The following is a 23,022-nucleotide window of genomic DNA, read 5'->3' on the forward strand; positions in this document are numbered from 1 at the left end:
TTATCCTTTCGGTTTAAATAGAACTGCGATGATAAAAGCAAACAGGATGGCGGATGAAATACCTGCTGAGGTCAGGTTGAAAATTCCGATCGCAATTCCGATAAAGCCATGCTCGTCTGCCTGCTCCATCGCCCCGTGCAGCAGGGAGTGGCCGAATGAGGTAATCGGCACAGTGGCACCGGCACCCGCAAACTCGATAAATTTATCGTAAATTCCAAAGCCATCCAGAATGGCACCTGTTACGACAAATGAACTCATTACATGGGCAGGGGTGAGTTTAAATACATCCAGCAGAATCTGCCCGATCACACAAATCAGTCCGCCGCATACAAAGGCCAGAATATATTCCATCAGTGCACCCCTCCTGTTCTTTCAAAGACGACACCGTGGGCAATCGTCGGAATGGATTCTTTTTGCTGGATCATGGTCGGGCTCAGCAGCGCTCCCGTCGCGACCACGAGAATCCGGTTTAAGTTCCCGGCTTTCAGTTCATTGAACAGATGGCCGTAAGTGACGACTGCAGAACATCCGCATCCGCTGCCTCCGGCAAAGACCCCCTGGTCCGGCCGGTAAATCAGAAGCCCGCAATCCTGGTGCTGTGAAGCAATATGAATGCCTTCTTCCTTTAAAAGATCGATCAGGATCGGGCTGCCGACACCCGACAAATCTCCGGTTACAATCATGTCATAGTCCTCCGGAGACCGGCCCATATCTTCCAGATGAATCTGAATGGTATCAGCCGCTGCCGGTGCCATTGCAGACCCCATATCGTTGGCATCCTTGATCCCATAGTCCTGAACCTTACCGATTGTCGCTGCTGTAATCCGGATTTCACTCGGCTCATTCGTGATGAGCACAGCGCCTGATCCAGTTACAGTGGATGTAGCCGTACCGGGCTTCTGGCCGCCATATTCAGTCGGATTCCGGAATTGACGTTCAGCTGTTGCATTGTGGCTGCTTGTAGCGGCAATGACCTTGCCGGCGTAGCCGCCATCAACCAGCAGGGAACCGAGGGCGGTTGTTTCCATCGATGTGGAGCAGGCCCCGAACATACAGAGAAACGGGATGCCAAGGTGCCTTGCGGTATAGTTGGATGTAACATTTTGATTAAGCAAATCCCCGGCCAGAAGGAAATCGATCTGGTCTTCCTGCAGCCCTGCTTTGTTTAATGAATGGGCAATGGCTTTTTCCATGAGCTTCCGTTCTGCCAGCTCCCAGTTATCTTCACCGCAATGAAGATCATCGTATTTTTCATCAAAAAGGGGGCCGAGCGGACCTTTTGCCTCTTTTGGCCCAACTGCCGTTCCCGCCGACTTTACATACACATTGTTATGGAACACCCATGTTTGTTTTCCAGTAAGCTTCATTTTTTCCCCTCCTTATGAACCCATCATCATCTTAAAGAAGAAGCGGATCATTCCTACGACGTAAGCGGAAACAGCACCAAAGACGATGACGCTTCCGGCAAGCTTAAACATATTGGTCGCTACACCGAGAACGAGCCCCTCGCTTTTATGTTCCAGAGCAGCGCTGGTCATCGAGTTGGCAAAGCCGGTGACCGGTACAGCAGAACCCGCACCTGCAAATTGCCCGATCCGGTCGTAAATGCCGATTCCGGTAAGAATGGCAGAAATGAGAATCAGTGTGGCTACTGTCGGGTTGCCTGCCGATTCTTTTGTAAAATCAAACACATTGATATAAAAGTTGCTGATCAGCTGGCCGATGACGCAAATCAGGCCGCCGACTGCAAAGGCCTTTAAACAGTTTAAAAAATAATTCGGTTTGGGCTGATAGGCTTTAATCTGATCTGAATACTGATCCTTAAGCTTTGACATCCGTGTTTCCTCCTTTTATAAATGGACGAAGACCAGCCAATGATACAGCGATCCGCATACCTTGCCTAAAACAATGGCCATGAGCATGATAATGATTTGCTCAGCGATTCCGATGCGCTTTGCGAGAATGGGCAGCACGTTAAGCACTTCTGTCAGGGCAGCGGCCAGGAGGCCGATAAACATTCCGTCCATCAGCCCGATCGGTACAGCGGCGATTTTTGGAAGGTGAAGAACGGTGTTCCTCAAACTCATCCAGCCGCCCGCTGCTGCACCGGCCACAACACTCCATTCGTATCCCTGAATGTAGGCCATCGTCTTTGTAAGCTGGCTGAGGCGGGGAATGATGCCAAGCACCGCTAAAAAGGCAACAAACCCTGCCCCGACAGCAAATCCCCATGCCAGACCGAGAAACAGAATGAAAAGGATGCTAATGATCATCCAGTTTTTTCACACTCTCTTTGTTTTCATTCATGGCGGCATACTGATCAAGGTCCATTTGATATTTGAACATTTCAACCTCAAGCGGGCTCGGCTCTTCATTGATCCGCTTTTTAAATACGTGATTGAAAAACAGAATCATCCCCAAGCCAAGCCCAATCGAATAGGGAATCTGCAGCAGGAGCGGATCACTGTCTTTTTTGCCGGTAAGCATATAAAAGAGCTTCTGGTGGACAGCCTGCATGCTGACATCTTCATGAAAGTTGATGATAGCCATGGCGGCACCTATAAACAGAAGAAACCAGACCGCAACCAGGTAGACCAGCTTCCTTTTCTTTCTCTCATACACAATTTCCACTACTGTCTGGGAAGGGCCGATGGTCTGAATCTCTGCACCGGGCATCACCTGCTGAATCCTTCGTATGACCTCCATCACATCAATGACCACTACGGTCCTGTCACTGGCGGTCACGTCATGAATTTTGAGATTCCCTAGATCCGGATGGTTTTCTGCCCCGGCAATCTGGGCAAGATCGGCTAAAACAAGAGATGTTTCCGGGACGGACTGAATTCGGTGCCTCAGCCTTATGTAAACCGTTTTAGACATACATTCACATCCCATTATGAAACTAACGTGTATATGTAGTATGCTAAGGACGTCTTTTAAACATGCAAACGCAGCCGATATACACTTATTACCATTTAAGACAACAGAAAAAGCGAACCCATTTGGATTCGCTTTTTTGTCAGCCGCCCATCAGACTTTTCATCTGACCAAGAATCTTCTTTTCAAGTCTTGACACCTGAACCTGCGAGATGCCAAGCCGTTCGGCAACTTCAGATTGAGTGTGGTCCTTATAATATCTTAAATAGACGATGAGCTTTTCCCTCTCCTCAAGGCCCTCGATCGCTTCCTTCAGCACGATTTTATCAAACCATTTGGAATCGGCATGATCGGCAATCTGGTCGAGCAGGGTAATCGGATCTCCGTCATTTTCATAAACCGTTTCATGTATGGAGGATGGAGCCCTTACGGCTTCCTGCGCTAAAACTACCTCTTCAGGTGAAATGTCTAGGTGGCTGGCAATTTCCGCAACAGTGGGCACTTTCCCGAGGGTTTTGGACAATTCATCTTTAGCCCTTCTGATTTTGTTCCCCAGTTCTTTAAGCGATCTGCTCACCTTCACAGTCCCATCATCCCGGATAAACCGCTGGATCTCTCCGATAATCATGGGTACAGCGTAGGTCGAAAACCGGACATCATAGGATAAATCAAATTTATCCACAGACTTCAGAAGGCCGATGCATCCGATTTGAAACAGATCATCCGGTTCGTAGCCCCGGTTTAAAAACCTTTGGACAACCGACCAGACGAGCCTCATGTTGCGCTGCACAATCGTATCTCTTGCCAGCTGGTCTCCCTGCTGGCTCTTTAAGATCAGCTCTTTCACTTCGTGGTCTTTTAACTGAACGTTCTTTTGGCCGTTCTTAACCTCCACATCCATGGCTCGTCTCCTTAATTAACCAAAGCTTTGCTTTTAGATAAATGCTTTGTCAATTTCACCGCAGTTCCAAGGGAAGGGGCTGATTCAACGTGAATATCATCCATAAAATTCTCCATGATGGTAAAGCCCATCCCGGAACGCTCAAGCTCCGGTTTCGTAGTGAATAGAGGGGTTCTCGCTTCTTCCAGATCATGAATCCCCATGCCTTCATCCCGGATAGTCAAGTAGACAGTATCTTCATCAAGGGTCACTGCGATGTAAACGATGCCATCAGGATCGTTGTTATAACCGTGAATGATCGCGTTCGTGACCGCTTCAGAGACCACTGTTTTAATCTCAGTGAGTTCGTCCAGGGTCGGATCAAGCTGGGCAATAAAAGCGGCAACTGTCACTCTCGCGAAGGATTCGTTCTGACTAAGGGCGGAAAACTGGATTTCCATCTGATTTTTCATCAGGAAGCCACCCCCAAAGTCTGAAGGGCCTCATCTTCGTTTTCTGCAAGACGGACAATTTTAAAGAGACCTGACATATCGAAAAGACGCTGAATGGCCGGGGAAATGGAGCAAACCACCATCTCTCCGCCAAGCTGCTTGATTTGCTTATACCGCCCAAGGATCACACCAAGACCGGAGCTATCCATAAACATCAGATTTCCAAGGTTCAATATAATATGTTTGACCTTGCCTTCTTCCAGGATTTCATTCACTCTTGCCCTTAATTCATCTGTGCTGTGGTGGTCCAGTTCACCGGATAGACGGATGCAAAGGACGGATTCACGTACGGTCAGTTCAACCGATAGACTCATCTGCCATTCCTCCTTGATCATTGCTTGTATGAGTCTTTCGGTTTTCCGGTTCCGTTTTCCTGCACAGTGACAAAACTAGTGGACATTCGGCACAATCAGCCAGCTTTTGTAAAGTCGCTCATGACCCGCTTGAAAAGGGACCACCAGCCCGCGGCCTGAATATCCTTTTCCGCTGCAAGCGGACTTTTCGCAACAACCTCTCCGTCTTTCTTAATGACCAGAATGCCAAGGACCTCGCCCTTTTTCAGAGGCGCGGACAGGTTTTTCTTCGGGATGACTTCTTTCGTCACATTTTTTGTACTCTCGCCTTTTTTGGTTAAAAGGGAAATCGGTTCAGACGTCACAAGGTTCACTTTTTTATCGCTTCCCTTGCTTACCTTTTGATTGCTGATGACCTCGCTTCTCTTATACAATGGGTGCGTTTCATACTGGCTGAATGCATAGTCCAGCATTTTCGTCACCTGATTGTTCCGGTCTTTCGGCGTTTCAGCCCCCATGACTACAGCGATCACCCTCATGTTTCCTTTTTTAGCTGTAGCAGTCAGACAGTATTTTGCTTCATTTGTAAATCCTGTTTTCACGCCATCCACACCCGGATAAAACTTCACAAGCCTGTTCGTGTTTACAAGCCAGAATTTCTTTTCGGTATCCGTTCTCAAATAATCTTCATATTTGCCGGTATACTTCGTGATCCTCTCATACTTCAGAAGCTCTTTCCCCATAACCGCCATATCATGTGCCGTGCTGTAATGGCCTTTCTCAGGAAGTCCGGTCGTGTTTTCAAAATGAGTGTTCTTCAGCCCCAGCTCCTGCGCTTTTTTATTCATCAGCTCTACAAATCCATCCTCAGATCCCCCGAGATGCTCGGCCATCGCCACTGACGCATCATTACCAGAACCAATGGCAATACCACGCAGCATCTCATCAGCCGTCATCTCTTCACCCGGCTCTAGGAAAATCTGCGATCCCCCCATAGAAGCAGCATATTCACTCGTGCGGACCTTATCCGTCAGCTTCAGCTTCCCTTTATCAAAAGCATCCATAATCAAAATCATCGTCATAATTTTTGTCATGCTTGCAGGCGGAAGCTGCTCATCACTGTTCTTTTCATAAAGGATCTTGCCCGTATCCCGCTCAATCAGTACAGCTGACTTCGCATTCGGCGCCAATTCCAAGCGGTTCTCTTTTGCTAAAGCTCCCTGAGCAAACGTGCAAAGAAAGCAAACTGTTAAAAGAATGGAAAAAACTTTTTTCATTTCCAAACCCTCCCAAATAAGATACACTCCAGTTTTTCCAATTCCAGCGGGATTATACATGGGTAGCAGGAGGTGGAATTGGGATGAGTTTGTGCATTGGGAGTTAGAGTCACAATTTGGAGATGCTGATGGGGCTGGGGGGAGTTGAAAAGATTGGGTTTTTGGGAGAAGAAGGAAACGAGGGATGTGAGCGGATTTGGCTTTTTTTGATAGCGGCCGTGGAGACCGGTATTACGGCGATCGGTCTCAGGAGACGCTATTATGGTGATTTTAGGCCGTTTTTGCCGTGTTTGGTCTCAGGAGACGCTATTTGCGGGAAATCCGACGGTTTTGTGCTGCTGAGCGGGAAATAGCTGCATCTGAGACCAAAAGGAACAGTGAGAGCGGTCTTTTAGAAAAATAGCGGCCCTGGAGACTGGTACCCCCGCGATCGGTCTCAGGAGACGCTATTTTGATGATTTTAGGCCGTTTTTGCGATGTTCGGTCTCAGGAGACGTTATTTACAGGAAATCCGATGGTTTTGTGCTCCCGGTCGGAAAATAGCTGCATCTGAGACCGAAACTAACGGTGTAAGCGGTTTCTTTAAAAAACAATAGCCCTGGAGACCGGTATCTCGGCTATCGGTCTCAGGAGACGCTATTTTGTTTTGCGATGTTCGGTCTCAGGAGACGCTATTTGCGGGAAATCGGACGGTTTTGTGCTGCTAATCCGAAAATAGCTGCATTTGAAACCGAAACTAATAATGTAAACGGTTTTTTAGCAAAATAGCGGCCGTGGAGACCGGTATTGCGGCTATCGGTCTCAAACGACGTTATTTCTGTGACTTCAGCACGTCTTTGCGGTGTTCGGTCTTAGAAGACCATATACACAGAATGCAGTGTAGCTCCTCACTCAAAATCGCGCTGCGCCGGCCAGCTTCCTTGCATTTTGCGGATTAGTACAATTTGGCCGGTATGGTAGGCGTCGTGCATCATGATTTCGGGCAGCCGGATGTCCCATTCCCCTTCTGCCACATTTTCCTCGGATAGCTTTTCTATGGTTTCAATGAGGCTGGTCATGAGTTGCTCTGTTTTAGAAACGGCTGACTTCCATTTTTCTTCGTCGTTCACGGAACCGGCGGCACCGAACGTTTCTTCATTTGTGGCAACAGTGTGATCCGGAGTTTTGCCGAGCAGCTTTTCAAGGGTGCGCGCGTTGAAATAGTTGAGGTGGTTTACTGTCTCCCAGATGGTGTTGCCTCCGCCCGGGGGCTTCCAGGCTGCATCGGCAGCGGTTACATTTTCCAGTGCCTGGGACAGGGAGGCGTTCCAGCCGTTTTTCTTCCAGCTGTAATTTCTTAACGTTAACAGGGTTTCTTTCCGGCTATTTTCCATTATCACTTCTCCTCCTTAGTTTGTATCACTGCATGTATTCTTGAAAAACATGCAGAATCCTTCAAGGTGTCCGAAAGGTAATGCATATAGGCGAATTGCGTCAAAATGGTGCCGGTTAATGGATTTATTCAATCCTTCCCCAAGCGTTTAAATAGCTTTGATCCACTTTGCTATGACCACGCTAAGGTTTTCTTCTTTTGCTTTCACGTCATTTAAATCCGTAAATTTCACCATCGCTCTGTCAGCTGTTTTCCACTCTAATATACCGCTTGGATCTTCAATCAGGGGAGCCTTCGTCTTTCGGTCTTTTCCCTTTGCACCACAGTGAAAGATGAGCCGGACCGCTCCTTTTTCGTGAAGGTTGAACGTAATCCGGTCTTCACCTTCATAGCAAAAGCTTGGGGCATTCCACTTAATCTGCTCAGTCATTTTGCTGTCAGCAGTTAAAATAAGTCGAATTTCTTCTATTTCTGCTTTATGCAGGTGTTCAAGGCTGTTCATAAATTCGGTTACCTGTTCGGTGCCATTCCGTTTTTCACCCAATCCACCGCCTCCTGTATTTTTCATTTTCCTTCTGTATTTTACCGGATATGAGTTTTTTCAAACGGCGGTAATTCGGTTCGCTGCATATAAAAAACGGAGCCATTGGGCTCCGTTCTCCACTTACTTCGAAATAATCTCGTATACGTATGGCCGTTTTTCAGGCTGCTGCTCTGCATAAGAGAAAGCGCCGTGCAGGGTATCCATCGCCTGCTTTGTGTCTTCTTTGTTTGTGTGGAGAATGGCGATTACTTCTCCTTCCTCCACTTTGTCTCCTGCCTTTTTCTTTAACGTAACACCGGCGGAGTAGTCAATTTTGTCTTCTTTTGTCTGTCTTCCTGCTCCAAGAAGGAGAGCTGCCACACCAATGTCTTCTGCATCGATGTCGCTTATATAGCCGGATTGTGCTGCTTTTGCTTCAACGTGATATTCCGCCTGCGGAAGCTTGCTGACGTCTTCAATCTGGCTGCCGTCTCCGTTTTGAGTTTGAATGAACTCTTTGAACTTCTCGAGCGCGGCTCCTGATTCAATTGCGCGGTTCAGGCCTTCCCGTGCTTCCTCCTCGGTTTGGTAGATTCCGCCGAGTATGGACATTTGAGTGGCAATCGCCATGGAGATTTCAACAAGGTCCTCAGATCCGTTCCCTTTCAGCACTTCCACTACTTCTTTCATTTCGTTGGCGTTGCCGACTTCATAGCCTAAAGGCTGGTTCATATCGGTGATGACAGCAATCGTGTTCCGGTTTAAGTGGCTGCCGATCTCCACCATTGTAGAAGCGAGGTCTTTCGCGCGATCCAATGTTTTCATAAAGGCTCCGGAGCCCGTTTTTACGTCCAGAACGATGGCATCGGCACCCATTGCGATTTTCTTACTCATAATGCTGCTGGCGATAAGCGGGATGGAATCAACTGTGGCTGTCACATCGCGCAGTGCATAGATTTTCTTATCTGCCGGCACCAGGTCTCCGGACTGGCCGATAATGGAAATGCCATGTTTGTTGACGTTATCGATAAATTGCTGGCCGGTCAACTCAACACTGAAGCCTTCCACGGCTTCAAGCTTGTCGATCGTTCCGCCGGTATGGCCGAGGCCCCGGCCGGACATCTTAGCGACAGGAACGCCGACGGAAGCTACAAGCGGGCCGACGATCAGGCTGATTTTATCGCCCACGCCCCCTGTTGAGTGCTTATCTACTTTCGTGCCTTTGATCCCGGATAAATCAACTGTTTCACCGGAATGGACCATCGCGTCGGTCAGCCATGACACTTCTTCTTTCGTCATCCCTTTGAAAAAGACGCTCATTAAAAAGGAGCTCATTTGATAATCGGGAATGCTGTCATTTTTATAGCCGTTTACCACAAATTCGATTTCTTCCTTTGCGAGCAGTTTACCGTCCCGCTTTTTCTGGATTATGTCTACCATTCTCATGATGCAGCACCCGCCTTCGCTATTTTTGCTATGGTCTCTTTTACAAGACTAAGGAAGCTTGATTTTACCTTCTCCGTCGTCTCAATCACTTCGTCGTGAGAAAGCGGCTGATCGAGGATTCCGGCTGCCATGTTGCTGATGCAGGAGATGCCGAGGACATCCAGTCCGGCGTGTCTCGCGGTTACAACTTCCGGTACAGTGGACATGCCGACAGCGTCTCCGCCCCATGTCCGGAGCATGCGGATTTCAGCCGGTGTTTCATAAACTGGACCGGTGTTCGCCACATAGACGCCTTCCCTGACAGGAACGCCAATTTCAGCGGCTGTTTCGCGGGCAAGCTCTAGCAGCTTGCGGCTGTAGGCCTGGGAAAGATCCGGGAAGCGCACACCGAACTGTTCTTCATTCGGTCCGATCAGCGGATTGGTGCCCATGTTGTTTATATGATCCGTGATGAGCATCAGATCACCCGGCTGGAATTGTTCATTGATTCCGCCGGCGGCATTTGTGACAATCAGTGTTTTGATTCCGATCTGCTGCAGCACCCGTACCGGGAAGACGACCTTCTGCATATCATAGCCTTCATAAAAATGGAACCTGCCCTGCATCGCGATAACGCGGGCTCCTTTCAGCGTTCCGTAAACCAGCTGACCGGCGTGCCCTTCAACCGTTGAAACCGGAAATCCGGGAATTTCTTCATATGGCATCTTAACAGCATTTTCTATTTCATCTGCCAGCACCCCGAGACCGGAGCCAAGAATCAGCCCGATTTCAGGCGCTTCTCCGATCTTATTCTGGATGTACCGGGCTGCCTGGCTGTAGTGATTTTCATTCATTGAAACATCAGCCCTCCTCATTTATATCGTGTAAAAAGCTTGTACCGTACTCCGGCATTTTCACCTTGAAATTGTCTGCGATGGTTGCTCCGACATCTGCGAATGTTTTTCTGACCGGCAGTTCTTTTCCTGTGATCATCCTAGGGCTGAAGGCGATTAAAGGGACATACTCCCGTGTATGATCCGTTCCGTGGTGAATGGGATCATTTCCGTGGTCGGCTGTTATGATCAGCAGATCGTCCGTTCTCAGGTTATTGAGTACTTCCGGGAGTCTTGCATCGAATTCCTGAAGCGCCTGTCCGTATCCCTCTGCGTTGCGGCGGTGTCCGTAAAGCGCATCAAAATCAACCAGGTTTAAGAAGCTGATGCCGTTAAAAGAACGGTCCATTACTTTTACAATCTGGTCCATGCCGTCCATGTTCGATTTCGTACGGATGGAATCGGTAATTCCTTCCCCGTCGTAAATATCAGAAATTTTCCCGATGGCGATCACATCATAGCCGCTGTCCTTCAATTCGTCCATGACGGTCCGGCCGAACGGCTTCAGTGCATAATCATGGCGGTTGGACGTTCTTATCCAATTTCCTGCTTCGCCGGTAAACGGTCTCGCAATGACCCTGCCGAGCTTATACGGCTCAGTCATCGTCATTTTGCGTGCTTTTTCGCAAATGTCATAAAGTTCTTCGATCGGGATAATTTCCTCATGGGCCGCGATCTGCAGAACGGAATCAGCGGATGTATAAACAATGAGCGCACCCGTTTTGATATGCTCTTCTCCAAGCTCTTCTAAAATTTCTGTACCGGAAGCAGGCTTGTTTCCAATTACCTTTCTTCCTGTTTCTTTTTCAAGCTGATCGATGAGTTCCTTTGGAAAGCCTTCGGGGAAAACCTGGAATGGCTCCTGTATATTCAGGCCCATAATCTCCCAATGGCCGGTCATCGTATCTTTACCGCTTGAAGCCTCCTGCATTTTTGTGAAGTACCCTTTAGGAAGCTCGGTCGCGGGGATTCCTTTTATGCTTTTGATATTGCCAAGGCCCAGTTCGGACATGTTCGGCATCATCAGTCCGTTCATTTTTTCAGCAATATGCCCGAGTGTATCTGCCCCTTTGTCGTTAAATTCGGCAGCATCCGGGGCCTCCCCTATGCCGACTGAATCCATAACGATGACAAATATCCTTTTATATGTATGCTCGCTCATTCTAACCCTCCTCATCAATCGGGATTACTTCGTTTGAAGCGATCCTGTCAGAAGTCTGACAACCTCATTATAAACCGGTTACAAACAATCTGCCAGCGAATTTCCCGTACAGTTGAAGTATTCCTCCAAAGGGGGAGCCGGAAACACATTTTCGGCGGATAAAAGATAAGAGGCCGCTCCTCAAGGAACGGCCTCTGCTATGCTCTTGGATGAAATTGCTGATAGACATCCTTCAATCTTGTTTTCGTCACATGGGTATAGATTTGGGTTGTTGAAATGTCGGCATGTCCGAGCATTTCCTGCACGGCGCGCAGATCTGCTCCGTTTTCCAGGAGATGAGTAGCGAAGGAATGCCTTAATGTATGAGGAGTCAGTTCCTTTTGAATTCCGGCTTCCAGGGCAATTTTTTTCAGATTTTTCCAGAATCCCTGCCTTGTGATTCTTTTTCCGTGGTGATTCAGAAATAGGGCGTCTGTCGCTTCTTTTCTGTTATGCAGCCTGGACCTGCCTTTATCCAGGTAATCGGTGATCGCCGCGGCGGCCGTTCTGCCAATCGGGACAATTCTTTCCTTGTTCCCCTTGCCAAGGCAGCGGATAAATCCCATTTCCAAATGGACATCCGGCAAGTTTAATTCTGTCATTTCGCTTACACGGATTCCAGTCGCATAAAGAAGCTCCAGCATCGCTCTGTCACGGTAGCCGAAAGGAGAATTCATCAGCGGTGTTTCCATCAGCTTTTCCACTTCCTGCAGGGAGAGCACTTTAGGCAGGGTCCGTTCGATTTGCGGTGTTTCAATGTGTACAGAAGGGTCCTGGTCAACTGCCTTTTCGCGCAGCAGGAATTGATGAAAGGCTCTTACTGAGGCAACATGGCGGGCTATGGTTTTGCTTGATTTGCTGCTGTCTTTCAGCATTTTCAAAAATTGGATGATGTTCGCTCTGGAAACCTTGTTCAGGCTGTCGAGTTCCTGCTCTTGTAAAAAGCGGATATAATTTTTCAAATCTCTTTCATAAGATACGACCGTGTTTTGTGACAGACCCCGTTCTACAATCATGTAGTGAGTGAAATCTTTCAGCTGATCATTCACATGCCTCTACTCCCCATCTGAATAAAAGAAGATAAGACGGTTCAGCCACTGATCGGGCTCGTTTTCTACCATCTTGGTTACCTTCAGTGCTGACCCTTCAGGAGGATCATACCGATGGTAGTCCTGATACTCTAAGTTAATCCAAATAATAGCATAGTAGAAGAGAATCGTAAATCCGGTAAAGACGACAAATACTTTCATCATATCCAATCCGGTTTGAACATAGCGCTTCATAAGTACCTCCGGGCAATGTCTGGCTTTTAGGCTAGTACATTATATGCCCCTGCTGCTCTGTTTTATACAGGATTCCATCACGAAAAAGACCCTTCATTGGATGAAGGGTCTATGTATGCGCTTATGCCTGCTCCTGGTCTGTTTCTTTCTCCTGGCACTTTGCGCAGATGCCATGGAATGTCAGTCTGTGGTCTTTTATCTTAAACTTCCAGTCTCTCTCGACAATCTCTTCAACGTCTTCGAGCAAATCCTCTTCTATTTCCGCTACTGCACCGCATTCAATACACACTAAGTGATGATGGAAATGGGCTGCACCCTCTTTTCTCAAGTCATAGCGGGATACACCGTCTCCAAAATTTATTTTATCGATTATTTTCAGTTCAGTCAGCAATTCAAGCGTCCTATAGACCGTAGCCAAGCCAATTTCCGGAGATTTTTCCTTAACGAGGAGGTAAACATCTTCGGCACTCAGGTGGTCTTCTTCATGTTCGAGCAAAACCCGAACGGTTGCTTCGCGCTGCGGCGTGAGCTTATAGCTAGAAGAATGGAGCTGCTTTTTAATCCGGTCAATTCGGTTTTCCATGAACGATTTCCTCCCTCGCTCTTCCTTACTCATTATAGCAGAAGAGTTCAAGGGTTCCAACTAAAATCATTATAATTAAATCTTTAGAATTATTATTAAGTAGAATTGATTATCATTTACTGAAAATCGGAACGACCGCCTTCATCAGCTGCGGTGATGCGTACGCCTCCAGGCAGGAAGCAGCGGCGATCAAGATCAATATCCCTGCAAAAATGGCTGCGTACCTTGAAAAAGACTGCAAAGGAGAATCGGAAAGGGTTCTTTTTTTATTGAGAAGATGCATGGCGAGCTTGAGAGAAAACGAGACAGCTGCCGCACTGAGAATGATGAAGGCCGGAATGATCAGAATGTTCTGCGGCAGAACAGAGACGAATGACAGCAAAAATCCGTTCCACTCCATTTGATTGACAAGAAACCCCACCGTAAAGCCTACGACCATTCCTTTTAAAAATAGCATAACCAGGATTGCCGGAAGGCCGATTATGGAAATTCCAAGGATCCAGATCAGACCCAGATATTTTAGATTGTGCATAAAGCTCTGTTGAAACATTTCGCCTGGGTCTGCCGTTTTTCCGTCCGTAATCTGGCCAAAAAACCGGCTGAGATAGAAAAACAGATCCTCTTTCTGTGTAAATGTCATGCTGTTGACAATGATTGCTCCAAAGATCACGCCCATCATAAACAGCACACAAACAAATAAATAAATCGAAGAGTGCTGCTTGATATGATTGGAAATGAACGTTTTCACCGGCTGCTTTTTCATCAGCATGTCCCCCCAGACTCTAATTACTAGATTGTATGCAGATGAAAGAGCGATATGCCAAAAAGAGCCGCATAGGCGGCTCTTTGCTCTGTCTATTCTATTATCCCTATTGATCGATTTTCCCGTAGATGCCTCCCCCGCCGCCCTTCGCAGCAAGCCTGCCGCTTCTCGCCAGACCAATCCGTACTGCGGTCTTTTCCGGGATCACTTTGCTGATTTCTTCTATTGGAACCCGATGCAGAATCGCCATCTCCGTTCCGAAATAATTTTTCAGCTTCAGCAGAGTTTTCGGACCGGCACCAGGGATAAATTCGAGCGGCACCTGATGAATGTACGGAGGTCTTCCTTCAACGATCGGTTTTGAATCAGCTAGCTCTTGAAGCCTGTCGCTTACCCCCTTAATGATTTTCCCGGAACGGCAATGATGGCAGAAAGTGTCCGGCCTTGCCAGGACGGTTCCGCAATCCGCGCACACGGTGTGATGGTATTTGCCGAGCAGCGGGTTCAGCCCGTAATTGGCAGTGATCTCCCTGCCATGTTCTCTCTTCAAAGCCATCACAAGCTCTTTAAATGAAGGCTCCTGTATCCGCAGTTTTTGATATTCCCTTGCAATTTTCGCATTGGAATGAGCATCCGAATTGGTGACAAACGGGATGCCCTCAAGCTCAGAAATGACCGAGGCCATTTCCGTATCTGCACTCAACCCAAGCTCGACGGCATCAATCATAGCCGGATCAAAAACCTCGGAAAGAGATCTCTTTACCCCCCTCCCGTAAAGGCTTTTGAAGGGTGTAAAAATGTGTGCGGGGATAAAGATCCCCCCCAGCTCTTTCACCTTTCTCTGAAAAGCCTTCCCGTCAGTATAAACCCGCTGGGAGCTTAAGGTATTATTTTTCATATACTGCGAGATCCAGTCCGAGAACTCCTTCATCGTTTCCAGAAAAGGAAAATAGGCGAGGACGTGTATCGGTCCCGAGCAGCTGGAATCATAGATTTCAAGCTCTGTTCCGAGGATGAGGACAGTATTTTTAAAACGGATCCCGCCGCCCGGCAGTTCATCGCATTCTCCAGCCTGCATCAGTTCCCGCGCTTCCAGCAGCACCTCCGGAACATGCGCGTCAATGATGCCGATCATGTCCATCCCCTTCTCTTCACTCGATGCCTGGAGGATGGAGGAGAGGGTCATGCTACAGGAGGCGGTGATTTTAACCGGTTTCCCTGATTTGGTGGAACCGATGTGAACATGCAGGTCTGCAAAGCACTCCATCATGTATTTTGAAGGGCTCTCCTCAGCTGAAGATACTGAACGGCATAGGCTGTTTTGGCATCATAAATCTGTCCGTTTGCAAGCATCCCCTCCGCTTCTTCAAGCGTCACTTCCATTAACTCTACAAATTCATCTTCATCCAGGTGGGCTTCTGTTTTCAGCGGTTCCAATTCTTCCGTTATGTACAAATGAACCAACTCATCTGCAAAACCCGGCGATGTATAGAACGATACAAGATGGCTGATACTTTTTGCTGTATAGCCTGTTTCCTCTTCAAGTTCTCTCACTGCTGTCGTTTCGGGCTCTTCTCCCGGTTCAAGCTTGCCTGCCGGAATCTCGGCGAGCGTCCGCTCGAGTGCCTTTCTGAACTGTTCCACGAGCAGCAGCTTCCCATCTTTCGTCAGTGCGATGACAGCAACCGCGCCTGGATGTTTAATCACCTCGCGCATAGAAGTTTTCCCATTTGGGAGTTCGACTTCCTGAACATATAAATCAATGATTTTTCCGGCATATATCTGCTTCGACGAGCGCTCCGTCTCTTTTAAGTGATCCATGGCATCCCAGCTCCTGTCTTAAAAATGTACGTCTCTTCATACATTCTATCATAACCTTCTTCTATCGAAAGGAACGGTGCAGCAATGAAAATTTACAAGCTTGAAAAAGGAATTATACTTACAGGAAAAGCATGGGAGATCCGGATGAAGCTCAAAGAATACGGAAAAAAATATAAAACAGTGAAAGAGTGGATCGACCACTCGTAAAAGTTGCATTTTCTGCAGCTGTATACTACTGTCAGGATAGTTGAACAGGAGGGATAGCTGTTGGAAAAAAGACAGATTGGACGATCCGATTTAGTTGTCAGCAAGATGGGGCTCGGCTGCATGTCGCTCGGGAAAGAAGAAAGTCATGCAAAATCGGTCATTGATGAGGCAATCGAACTTGGCATTAATTATTTTGATACAGCCGATCTCTACGATTTTGGATTAAACGAGGAATTTGTCGGCAGAGCGATAAAAAACCGCCGTCAAGAGCTTATTATTGCCACGAAAGCGGGAAATCGCTGGGAAGATGGGAAGGAAGGCTGGAGCTGGGATCCTTCGAAGGCATATATCCAGGAAGCCGTTAAGAAAAGCCTTCACCGTCTCGGAACGGATTATATTGACCTGTACCAGCTTCACGGCGGCACGATGGAGGATCCTATTGATGAGACGATTGAAGCGTTTGAGGAGCTGAAAAAGCAAGGCTTAATCCGCGAGTATGGCATCTCTTCAATCAGACCGAATGTCATCAAGCAATATCTTGAGAAGTCCTCGATCGTTTCGATTATGATGCAGTATAGTTTAACGGACCGAAGACCGGAGGAATGGTTTCCGCTGATTCAGGAATACGGGGTAAGCGTGATTGCCCGCGGCCCTCTCGCAAAAGGCATCCTGTCTGACCGAGAATTGGATAGGGCGGATTCATCCATTAAAGAAAACGGCTATCTGGACTATTCGTTCGCTGAACTTGCCGAACTCCGCAAAGCAATGAAGCAAGCCGCCCCCGGACACAGCTATACAGAGACCGCTCTGCAATATTGCCTTGCTTCACCGGCAGTGGCAGCGGTCATCCCGGGAGCCAGCAAATCAGCCCAGCTAAAGCAAAATGCAGCTGCGGCAGCAGCAGAACCGCTCACACCAGAAGAGCTCGCACATCTTCAGAGCTCAGCCAGACAAGCAAAGTATGAGCAGCATCGCGAGTAAGTCAACTGAACCTCCGGGAATGCCTTTCAGGCACACCGGGGGTTTTCATCTTTATTAGGATTTAAACAGGAACAGCTGATTTTTATCTTTCGCTGGTTTACGCTTTGCTCCGGTCAGGGTATTCCATAGATAAATCATTCTTTATGGGGGTACATAAAAACATGCCAAACAGTTCAGTTAAAAATCCGAAGGTTGCAGCGATTTCAGGAGGAGGATCCGGTATTGGAAGGGCGGCGGCTCTGAAGTTTGCCAAAGAAGGAATCCGCGTCTGCATATTGGATATGGATAAAGAGCGCGCGGTTGAAGTAAGAGATGAAATCAATCAGTTTGGCGGAGAAGCGATCGCCATAGAAACGGATATGTCAGATGAAGGAATGGTCAAAGAAGCCATCGAAGAAATCCGCCAGCACTGGGGAAACCTGGACGTTATCTTTAACAATGCAGGTGTGAACGGTGTGTTTTCATCACTTGAGGAAATGGAGGTTTCCGATTGGGATCATACGATTAAGACCAATTTGAGAAGCACGTTCCTGTTCGTCAAATACAGCATTCCCCTGCTGAAGGAAAACGGGGGCAGCATCGTGATTACGAGCTCAATCAACGGAAACCGCATTTTTAAAAACTTCGGGATGTCAGCGTACAGTACGACGAAAGCCGCTCAGATCGCCTTCATGAAAATGGCCGCTCTTGAATTGGCACAGTTCAAGATCCGCGTGAATGCCATCTGCCCTGGCGCCATCGATACGAATATCGATGATACGACGAAGAAACAGGAGAACCTTCAGGAAGTGGAAATCCCTGTTGAATACCCGGAAGGAAATCAGCCGCTTGCAGAGGGCTCAGGCCAGCCTGAACAGGTTGCGGACCTTGTTTATTTCCTCGCCTCCGAACAGTCGGCCCACATAACCGGAACCGAAATTTATATCGACGGGGCAGAGTCCCTGCTATAAACCTGTTACAGCGGGGCGGATTTCTTAATCCGCTCTTTTTTCTGCTGTTTTCCCCTCCTCATACTCTCTTATTTTCCTGCGGATTTCGGCAGCGGCTTCTGTCGGCTTCTCCACTTCAATGACAGCAAGAGTATATTTATCGTGGCCCCGGAGCCGGATGTTCAAAAGCGGAATACGATGTGCAAAGGACAGGAAATACCACTCTCCTCTGTATTTGTAGCTTCCTTCTTTTAAATAGCCGATCGAAGTGCCGGGCATCCGCAGCATAAATTGCGGAGGAGTGAAAGGCGTTACGATCACTTCCTCGATCGTTTCATACGGCAGTTCCAGCGAAAATTTCAAGGCGAATAGGCCATTGATCCACGGCAGGCGAATGACAGCCTTATCCTTGTACAGTTCGACTTTTCTTCCTGTCATCGTGACCCTCCTTTACCATAAAAAAGGCAGAACAGCAGCCTGCCGTCCTGCCTTCAGCTAATCAATAAGCATCCAATAAAACATCTTCTGTAATTATCAGATCCGGTTCAGTCGATTCGATGATCTGTTCAACGGTATACCCGCTTGCCACTTCTGCAAGCTTAAGACCAAGCTCAGTCACATCAAGCACTGCCCGGTCTGTAATAATCCGGTTTACGACCCCTTTGCCTGTCAAGGGGAGTGAGCAGTTTTTTAATAGTTTCGGAGAACCATTTTTGCTGACGTGCTCCATAATGACGATGATCCGGCGTGCTCCATGGACAAGGTCCATTGCTCCGCCCATCCCTTTAATCATTTTACCGGGAATCATCCAGTTCGCCAAATCCCCGGTCTCTGAGACCTCCATTCCACCCAGAATGGCGAGGTTTACATGCCCTCCCCGTATCATCGCAAACGACTCGGCACTGTCAAAATACGAAGCGCCTGCAATCGCGGTTACAGTCTCTTTTCCGGCATTGATCAGGTCCGGGTCCACCTCTTCCTCAGACGGGTAAGGTCCGATTCCAAGCAGTCCGTTCTCAGACTGGAGAACGACCTGCTTATTCTCCTGAATATAATTAGCAACAAGGGTCGGCATGCCGATTCCAAGATTCACATAGTAGCCGTCCTGTATTTCCCGTTCTGCTCTTCTGGCAATTTTCTCTCTCACAAGCACCTTGTTTTCAATCATCCCGCTTCCCCCTTATCCTGTTTTTTTTACGGTGAGACGCTCGATTTTCTTTTGCTGTTTCCCCACTGTCAGCCGCTGCACATAGATGCCTGGCGTATGTACCGTGTCAGGTTCCATGCTTCCCGTTTCCAGTAATTCTTCGGTCTCAGCAATGGTAACGCGGCCGGCTGCTGCGATCATCGGATTAAAGTTCCGGGCTGTTTTCCGGTACATCAGGTTTCCCATTTTGTCAGCCTTAAAGGCTCGCACAAGACTGAAATCAGCTGTCAGCGCTTCTTCCAGGACGTACTCTTTCCCGTTAAAGGTTCTCGTTTCTTTTCCTTCTGCCACCTGCGTTCCGTATCCTGCCGGAGTAAAAAATGCCGGGATGCCTGCTCCGCCGGCCCTGATTTTCTCAGCAAGCGTACCCTGCGGAGTCAGCTCGACCTCAAGCTCCCCTGCCAGCACCTGCCGTTCAAATTCTTTGTTTTCCCCTACATAGGAGCTGATCATCTTTTTGATTTGTTTATTTCGCAAAAGCAGCCCAAGACCCCAGTCATCCACTCCGCAGTTATTGGAGATCACGGTCAGGTCCTTTACTCCTGATTCAGCGAGAGCCATAATCAGATTCTCCGGAATGCCGCACAACCCGAAGCCGCCTACCATCAAAACAGCCCCGTCCTGTATATCTTCCACTGCTTTTTCATAAGAACTGTATACCGGTTTCATTTGTCTGCCTCCTTATCTGATATTCTCTACAATGGTCGCAACGCCCTGGCCGCCGCCGATGCACAATGTGGCAAGGCCTTTCTGCGAATCTCTTCTTTTCATTTCATGAATCAGCGTCACCAGAATGCGTGCCCCGCTCGCACCGATCGGATGCCCCAGTGCGATCGCCCCGCCGTTCACATTGAGGATTTCACGGTTAAATGAAAGCTCTTCTCCCACTGCGAGCGTCTGGGCTGCAAAAGCTTCATTCGCCTCGATCAGATCGATATCCGAGAGCTCAAGGTTTGCACGGCTGAGTGCTTTTTGCACTGCTTTAACAGGACCGATCCCCATGATGGACGGGTCTACACCCGCGTTTCCATTCGCTGTGATCTTTACGAGCGGCTTGATGCCAAGCTCCTCTGCCTTCTTCCTGCTCATGACTACTACTGCAGCAGCTCCGTCATTGATGCCTGAAGCGTTTCCGGCTGTTACAGTGCCGTCTTTTTTGAAGGCGGGGCGCAGTTTCCCAAGGGATTCTGCCGTTGTCCCTTCTCTTGGAAATTCATCCGTTTTAAACAGGACTGGATCCCCTTTGCGCTGCGGAACGGAAACCGGAACGATCTCCTCTTGGAATGTCCCTTCTTTTATCGCCCGGATTGCTCTTGACTGGCTTTCCGCTGCGTATTGATCCTGAGCTTCTCTCGAAATGCTGTATTGCTCAGCCAGATTTTCTGCTGTTACGCCCATATGGTAGTTATTGAAAACACAGGTCAGACCATCAGAAGTTAAGCTGTCGACCAGCTTCTGATCGCCCATTCGGAAACCGTCCCTCGCCCCCTTCATCAAATAAGGTGCCTGGCTCATGTTTTCCATCCCGCCGGCTACTACAATATCCGCCTCCCCGGCAGCGATTGCCTGGAACGCCAAATGGACGGCTTTGAGACCGGATCCGCATACTTTGTTGATGGTCATGGACGGGATTTCTGCCGGCAGACCAGCTTTCATTGCCGCCTGCCTCGCCGGATTCTGGCCCACTCCTGCCTGCAGGACATTGCCCATGATCACTTCACCAACCTGCTCAGGCCGAACTCCCGCCCGCTGGAGCACTTCCTTTATCACAATCCCTCCGAGCTCCGGCGCCGAAACGCCCTTCAATGATCCCCCAAAGCTCCCCATTGCGGTTCTGGCCGCGCTTACGATTACGATTTCATTTGCATTCATTCTGACTCCATCCCCTTTGAAAAATTCGTCCACGCTGAATAAAGCGTTTGCATTCCCTTTTATTTTCCTACTAAAATAGCAATATGTAAACCCTTACAATTAGAAAGGCGGAGGTCATATGAATTTCCCGGAAAAAGCAGTGTTAATCGAGGTCGGCCCGAGAGACGGCCTTCAAAACGAGAAGAATGTCCTGCCAACGGATGTGAAACTTGCATTCATTAAAATGCTTGGAGAAGCAGGGTTCACAGAAATGGAGATTGCGTCTTTCGTCTCCCCAAAATGGGTCCCGCAAATGGCTGATGCCGCAGAGGTCGTCCGCCATGCCTCCCCCGCCCTCAGAAACATCGTTCTCACCCCAAATGAAAAGGGACTTTTCAATGCTCTCGATTGCGGATGCGGAGCCGCCGCTTTTTTTGTCGGTGTCAGCACGGCGTTTAACCAGAAAAACATTAACCGGACGACAGAGGAAAGCATGCAGTCCATTCTTCCTCTTGTAACGAAAATGAAGGACAGGGGTCTGTTTGTACGCGTCTGCATCTCGACTGCTTTTTACTGCCCCTATGAAGGAAAAATGGCAGAAGAGGATGTCATGGAAATCTGCAGGCGCTTTGTACTGGCGGGAGCAGATGACTTAAGTGTGGCCGATACAATCGGAATGGCAAATCCGCACGAGGTGTATTCCCTTTTTTCGAAATTGAAGCATACGTTTCCGGAGACACTCATTACCGCTCATTTTCATGACACGAGGGGAATGGGACTTGCTAATGTATTTGCAGCCCTTCAGGCGGGCGTCGACCGGTTTGATACCTCTGCAGGCGGTCTTGGAGGATGCCCGTTTGCTCCCGGCGCGACCGGCAATGTCGCAACGGAGGATGTTTTGTACATGTTGGAGATGATGAAGATTGAAACGGGGCTGTCTCTTGAAAAAGTACTGGAGGCTGTCCGTGATATTGAAACCCATCTTGAAAAGCCCCCGGCGAGCAAGCAATACGCATTGTGGAAAGCAAAAGCGGCACAGTTATAAGCACATCGCATGAGCGGATTATTTTTCTCATTCTTCCTGCACCGGTAGAATATGATTCAACTAGGTGAAGGGAGGAACGGCTTATGAAAAAACGGACGATCGGACTTGGCGCTGTACTTTCCGCTGCAGCAGCAAGCGGCTTTGCATTCAGCCAGTTCCTCATGTACTCCAGGCTGAAAACGGATGAGGAAATCATTGAGAAAGAAACGAAGAACGGCCACTTCAACAAAGAGGAGTTCGAAGCATTGGACAAACGGGAGGTCAGCATCCCTTCCAGGTTCGGATACACTCTTAACGGATTCATCGCATTCTCAGGGAACAACAGGGAGCGGTTTGTGATTGTCTCACACGGTGTCACAATGAACACGTACAGTTCCATTAAATATATGAATCTCTTCCTGGAGCTCGGCTACAATGTACTCGTTTATGACCACCGCCGCCATGGAAAGTCCGGAGGGAAATCAACGAGTTTTGGATACTATGAAAAATATGACTTGCAGTCTGCCGTCCACTGGCTCAAAAGAGAATACGGCCGGGACATTACCTTGGGAATCCACGGTGAATCGCTCGGTGCAGCCTCTATGCTGCTGTATGCAGGTGCCGTTGAAGACGGAGCGGATTTTTACATAGCGGACTGCCCGTTCGAAGACCTGGAAGAGCTGCTCGTCTGGCGCATGAACAATGAAATGAAAAAATTCCCGAGATGGCCGTTCATGCCTATTGCAAGCCTGTTCCTGAAGCTTCGCGGCGGATACTGGATGAAAGAAGTCTCTCCGGTCCGCGCCGTCAGCAAAATAAAAAAACCGGTCCTTTTTATTCACGGCAGACAGGATGAAACGATTCCCTTCTCCTGTTCCGAGAATCTTTATAACCGCAAGAAGGGTTCAAAGCAGATTTACCTGCCCGGTAATACCGGACATGCGATGAGCTATACGGAGAACCGCCGGGAATACACGCAGATCGTTGATTCCTTTTTAGATGAAGCAGCAGCGGGGCACTATCAGAGGAGAAGGATTGAATCAGGCCGTAGACTGTATCTATAGCCTCCTCCCTTTCCTTTCGCTGCAGCGGCATATACAATAGAAACAGAATACGATGG

General features: G+C 48.4%; 29 protein-coding genes. 5 read left to right on the forward strand and 24 right to left on the reverse strand.

The features are described 5' to 3' along the window. The 20 genes from spoVAE to GKZ89_RS02510 all read right to left on the reverse strand — a co-directional run bounded on the left by spoVAE (position 1) and on the right by GKZ89_RS02510 (position 15,703). Positions 1-351: a stage V sporulation protein AE gene (gene spoVAE, locus GKZ89_RS02415; protein ID WP_155110766.1), complete on the reverse strand. Its 351-nt coding sequence runs from the start codon at positions 349-351 to the stop codon at positions 1-3. Continuing rightward, positions 351-1,367 carry a stage V sporulation protein AD gene (gene spoVAD, locus GKZ89_RS02420; RefSeq protein WP_155110767.1) on the reverse strand — a complete coding sequence of 339 codons (1,017 nt, stop codon included), beginning with the start codon at positions 1,365-1,367 and terminating at the stop codon, positions 351-353. Before spoVAD ends, spoVAE begins: the two co-directional genes overlap by 1 nt. 12 nt (positions 1,368-1,379) lie before the next feature. Beyond that, a complete protein-coding gene (spoVAC, locus tag GKZ89_RS02425; protein ID WP_155110768.1) occupies positions 1,380-1,835 on the reverse strand; it encodes a stage V sporulation protein AC in 456 nt (151 codons plus the stop codon). A 15-nt stretch (positions 1,836-1,850) separates the two neighbouring features. Further along, positions 1,851-2,273: a stage V sporulation protein AB gene (locus GKZ89_RS02430; protein ID WP_155110769.1), complete on the reverse strand. Its 423-nt coding sequence runs from the start codon at positions 2,271-2,273 to the stop codon at positions 1,851-1,853. Next, on the reverse strand, positions 2,263-2,880 hold the full coding sequence (locus tag GKZ89_RS02435) for a stage V sporulation protein AA (protein ID WP_155110770.1): 618 nt from the start codon (positions 2,878-2,880) through the stop codon (positions 2,263-2,265). The genes GKZ89_RS02430 and GKZ89_RS02435 overlap by 11 nt, the downstream gene beginning before the upstream one ends. Before the next feature lie 139 nt (positions 2,881-3,019). Next, the gene (gene sigF, locus GKZ89_RS02440; RefSeq protein WP_155110771.1) at positions 3,020-3,778 is read right to left on the reverse strand and encodes an RNA polymerase sporulation sigma factor SigF; all 759 of its coding nucleotides are present in this window, start codon (positions 3,776-3,778) and stop codon (positions 3,020-3,022) included. Between the two features lie 11 nt (positions 3,779-3,789). Continuing rightward, on the reverse strand, positions 3,790-4,230 hold the full coding sequence (spoIIAB, locus tag GKZ89_RS02445) for an anti-sigma F factor (RefSeq protein WP_155110772.1): 441 nt from the start codon (positions 4,228-4,230) through the stop codon (positions 3,790-3,792). Then, complete coding sequence (gene spoIIAA, locus GKZ89_RS02450; RefSeq protein ID WP_155110773.1) at positions 4,230-4,583, reverse strand: anti-sigma F factor antagonist; 354 nt, start codon at positions 4,581-4,583, stop codon at positions 4,230-4,232. Before spoIIAA ends, spoIIAB begins: the two co-directional genes overlap by 1 nt. A gap of 95 nt (positions 4,584-4,678) precedes the next feature. After that, on the reverse strand, positions 4,679-5,839 hold the full coding sequence (locus GKZ89_RS02455) for a D-alanyl-D-alanine carboxypeptidase family protein (RefSeq protein WP_155110774.1): 1,161 nt from the start codon (positions 5,837-5,839) through the stop codon (positions 4,679-4,681). Positions 5,840-6,726: 887 nt separating this feature from the next. Next, the gene (locus GKZ89_RS02460) at positions 6,727-7,212 is read right to left on the reverse strand and encodes a DinB family protein (protein WP_155110775.1); all 486 of its coding nucleotides are present in this window, start codon (positions 7,210-7,212) and stop codon (positions 6,727-6,729) included. 147 nt (positions 7,213-7,359) lie between these two features. Continuing rightward, positions 7,360-7,755: a DUF1801 domain-containing protein gene (locus GKZ89_RS02465; RefSeq protein WP_155110776.1), complete on the reverse strand. Its 396-nt coding sequence runs from the start codon at positions 7,753-7,755 to the stop codon at positions 7,360-7,362. A 120-nt stretch (positions 7,756-7,875) separates the two neighbouring features. Next, positions 7,876-9,180 (reverse strand): pyrimidine-nucleoside phosphorylase, encoded by a 1,305-nt coding sequence (locus tag GKZ89_RS02470; RefSeq protein WP_155110777.1) that lies wholly within the window; start codon positions 9,178-9,180, stop codon positions 7,876-7,878. Beyond that, positions 9,177-10,013, reverse strand: a complete 837-nt coding sequence (locus GKZ89_RS02475; RefSeq protein ID WP_155110778.1) for a purine-nucleoside phosphorylase — start codon at positions 10,011-10,013, stop codon at positions 9,177-9,179. The genes GKZ89_RS02470 and GKZ89_RS02475 overlap by 4 nt, the downstream gene beginning before the upstream one ends. 7 nt (positions 10,014-10,020) lie before the next feature. Next, positions 10,021-11,214: a phosphopentomutase gene (deoB, locus tag GKZ89_RS02480; protein ID WP_155110779.1), complete on the reverse strand. Its 1,194-nt coding sequence runs from the start codon at positions 11,212-11,214 to the stop codon at positions 10,021-10,023. Between the two features lie 197 nt (positions 11,215-11,411). Beyond that, positions 11,412-12,302: a site-specific tyrosine recombinase XerD gene (xerD, locus tag GKZ89_RS02485; protein WP_162356380.1), complete on the reverse strand. Its 891-nt coding sequence runs from the start codon at positions 12,300-12,302 to the stop codon at positions 11,412-11,414. A gap of 6 nt (positions 12,303-12,308) precedes the next feature. Next, positions 12,309-12,536 carry a YqzK family protein gene (locus tag GKZ89_RS02490; RefSeq protein ID WP_155110780.1) on the reverse strand — a complete coding sequence of 76 codons (228 nt, stop codon included), beginning with the start codon at positions 12,534-12,536 and terminating at the stop codon, positions 12,309-12,311. 121 nt (positions 12,537-12,657) lie between these two features. Further along, complete coding sequence (gene fur / locus GKZ89_RS02495; protein WP_155110781.1) at positions 12,658-13,119, reverse strand: ferric iron uptake transcriptional regulator; 462 nt, start codon at positions 13,117-13,119, stop codon at positions 12,658-12,660. A 112-nt stretch (positions 13,120-13,231) separates the two neighbouring features. Next, positions 13,232-13,882 carry a stage II sporulation protein M gene (gene spoIIM / locus GKZ89_RS02500; protein ID WP_155110782.1) on the reverse strand — a complete coding sequence of 217 codons (651 nt, stop codon included), beginning with the start codon at positions 13,880-13,882 and terminating at the stop codon, positions 13,232-13,234. Positions 13,883-13,988: 106 nt separating this feature from the next. Further along, the gene (locus GKZ89_RS02505; RefSeq protein WP_155110783.1) at positions 13,989-15,152 is read right to left on the reverse strand and encodes an endonuclease Q family protein; all 1,164 of its coding nucleotides are present in this window, start codon (positions 15,150-15,152) and stop codon (positions 13,989-13,991) included. Beyond that, the gene (locus GKZ89_RS02510) at positions 15,149-15,703 is read right to left on the reverse strand and encodes an NUDIX hydrolase (RefSeq protein WP_155110784.1); all 555 of its coding nucleotides are present in this window, start codon (positions 15,701-15,703) and stop codon (positions 15,149-15,151) included. The genes GKZ89_RS02505 and GKZ89_RS02510 overlap by 4 nt, the downstream gene beginning before the upstream one ends. An 84-nt stretch (positions 15,704-15,787) precedes the next feature. Here GKZ89_RS02510 and mciZ point away from each other — a divergent pair, with 84 nt between their 5' ends. From mciZ to GKZ89_RS02525, 3 genes are all read left to right on the forward strand, one after another. Further along, the gene (mciZ, locus tag GKZ89_RS02515; RefSeq protein WP_155110785.1) at positions 15,788-15,910 is read left to right on the forward strand and encodes a Z-ring formation inhibitor MciZ; all 123 of its coding nucleotides are present in this window, start codon (positions 15,788-15,790) and stop codon (positions 15,908-15,910) included. A gap of 60 nt (positions 15,911-15,970) precedes the next feature. After that, on the forward strand, positions 15,971-16,891 hold the full coding sequence (locus tag GKZ89_RS02520; protein ID WP_155110786.1) for an aldo/keto reductase: 921 nt from the start codon (positions 15,971-15,973) through the stop codon (positions 16,889-16,891). Between the two features lie 161 nt (positions 16,892-17,052). Beyond that, the gene (locus GKZ89_RS02525; RefSeq protein ID WP_155110787.1) at positions 17,053-17,841 is read left to right on the forward strand and encodes an SDR family oxidoreductase; all 789 of its coding nucleotides are present in this window, start codon (positions 17,053-17,055) and stop codon (positions 17,839-17,841) included. Between the two features lie 24 nt (positions 17,842-17,865). Here GKZ89_RS02525 and GKZ89_RS02530 read toward each other — a convergent pair whose 3' ends face one another. From GKZ89_RS02530 to GKZ89_RS02545, 4 genes are all read right to left on the reverse strand, one after another. After that, complete coding sequence (locus tag GKZ89_RS02530) at positions 17,866-18,258, reverse strand: hypothetical protein (protein ID WP_155110788.1); 393 nt, start codon at positions 18,256-18,258, stop codon at positions 17,866-17,868. 61 nt (positions 18,259-18,319) lie between these two features. After that, positions 18,320-18,988 carry a CoA transferase subunit B gene (locus GKZ89_RS02535; RefSeq protein ID WP_155110789.1) on the reverse strand — a complete coding sequence of 223 codons (669 nt, stop codon included), beginning with the start codon at positions 18,986-18,988 and terminating at the stop codon, positions 18,320-18,322. A 12-nt stretch (positions 18,989-19,000) separates the two neighbouring features. Then, positions 19,001-19,696, reverse strand: a complete 696-nt coding sequence (locus GKZ89_RS02540) for a CoA transferase subunit A (protein WP_155110790.1) — start codon at positions 19,694-19,696, stop codon at positions 19,001-19,003. Positions 19,697-19,708: 12 nt separating this feature from the next. Then, positions 19,709-20,899, reverse strand: coding sequence for an acetyl-CoA C-acetyltransferase (locus GKZ89_RS02545; protein ID WP_155110791.1), 1,191 nt, complete (start codon positions 20,897-20,899; stop codon positions 19,709-19,711). 118 nt (positions 20,900-21,017) lie between these two features. Here GKZ89_RS02545 and GKZ89_RS02550 point away from each other — a divergent pair, with 118 nt between their 5' ends. Further along, positions 21,018-21,923 (forward strand): hydroxymethylglutaryl-CoA lyase, encoded by a 906-nt coding sequence (locus tag GKZ89_RS02550; RefSeq protein WP_155110792.1) that lies wholly within the window; start codon positions 21,018-21,020, stop codon positions 21,921-21,923. A gap of 83 nt (positions 21,924-22,006) precedes the next feature. Beyond that, positions 22,007-22,966, forward strand: coding sequence for an alpha/beta hydrolase (locus GKZ89_RS02555; protein ID WP_155110793.1), 960 nt, complete (start codon positions 22,007-22,009; stop codon positions 22,964-22,966). Positions 22,967-23,022: the final 56 nt, after the last annotated feature.

This window comes from Metabacillus mangrovi, assembly GCF_009711125.1.
Lineage (GTDB): Bacteria > Bacillota > Bacilli > Bacillales > Bacillaceae > Metabacillus_B > Metabacillus_B mangrovi.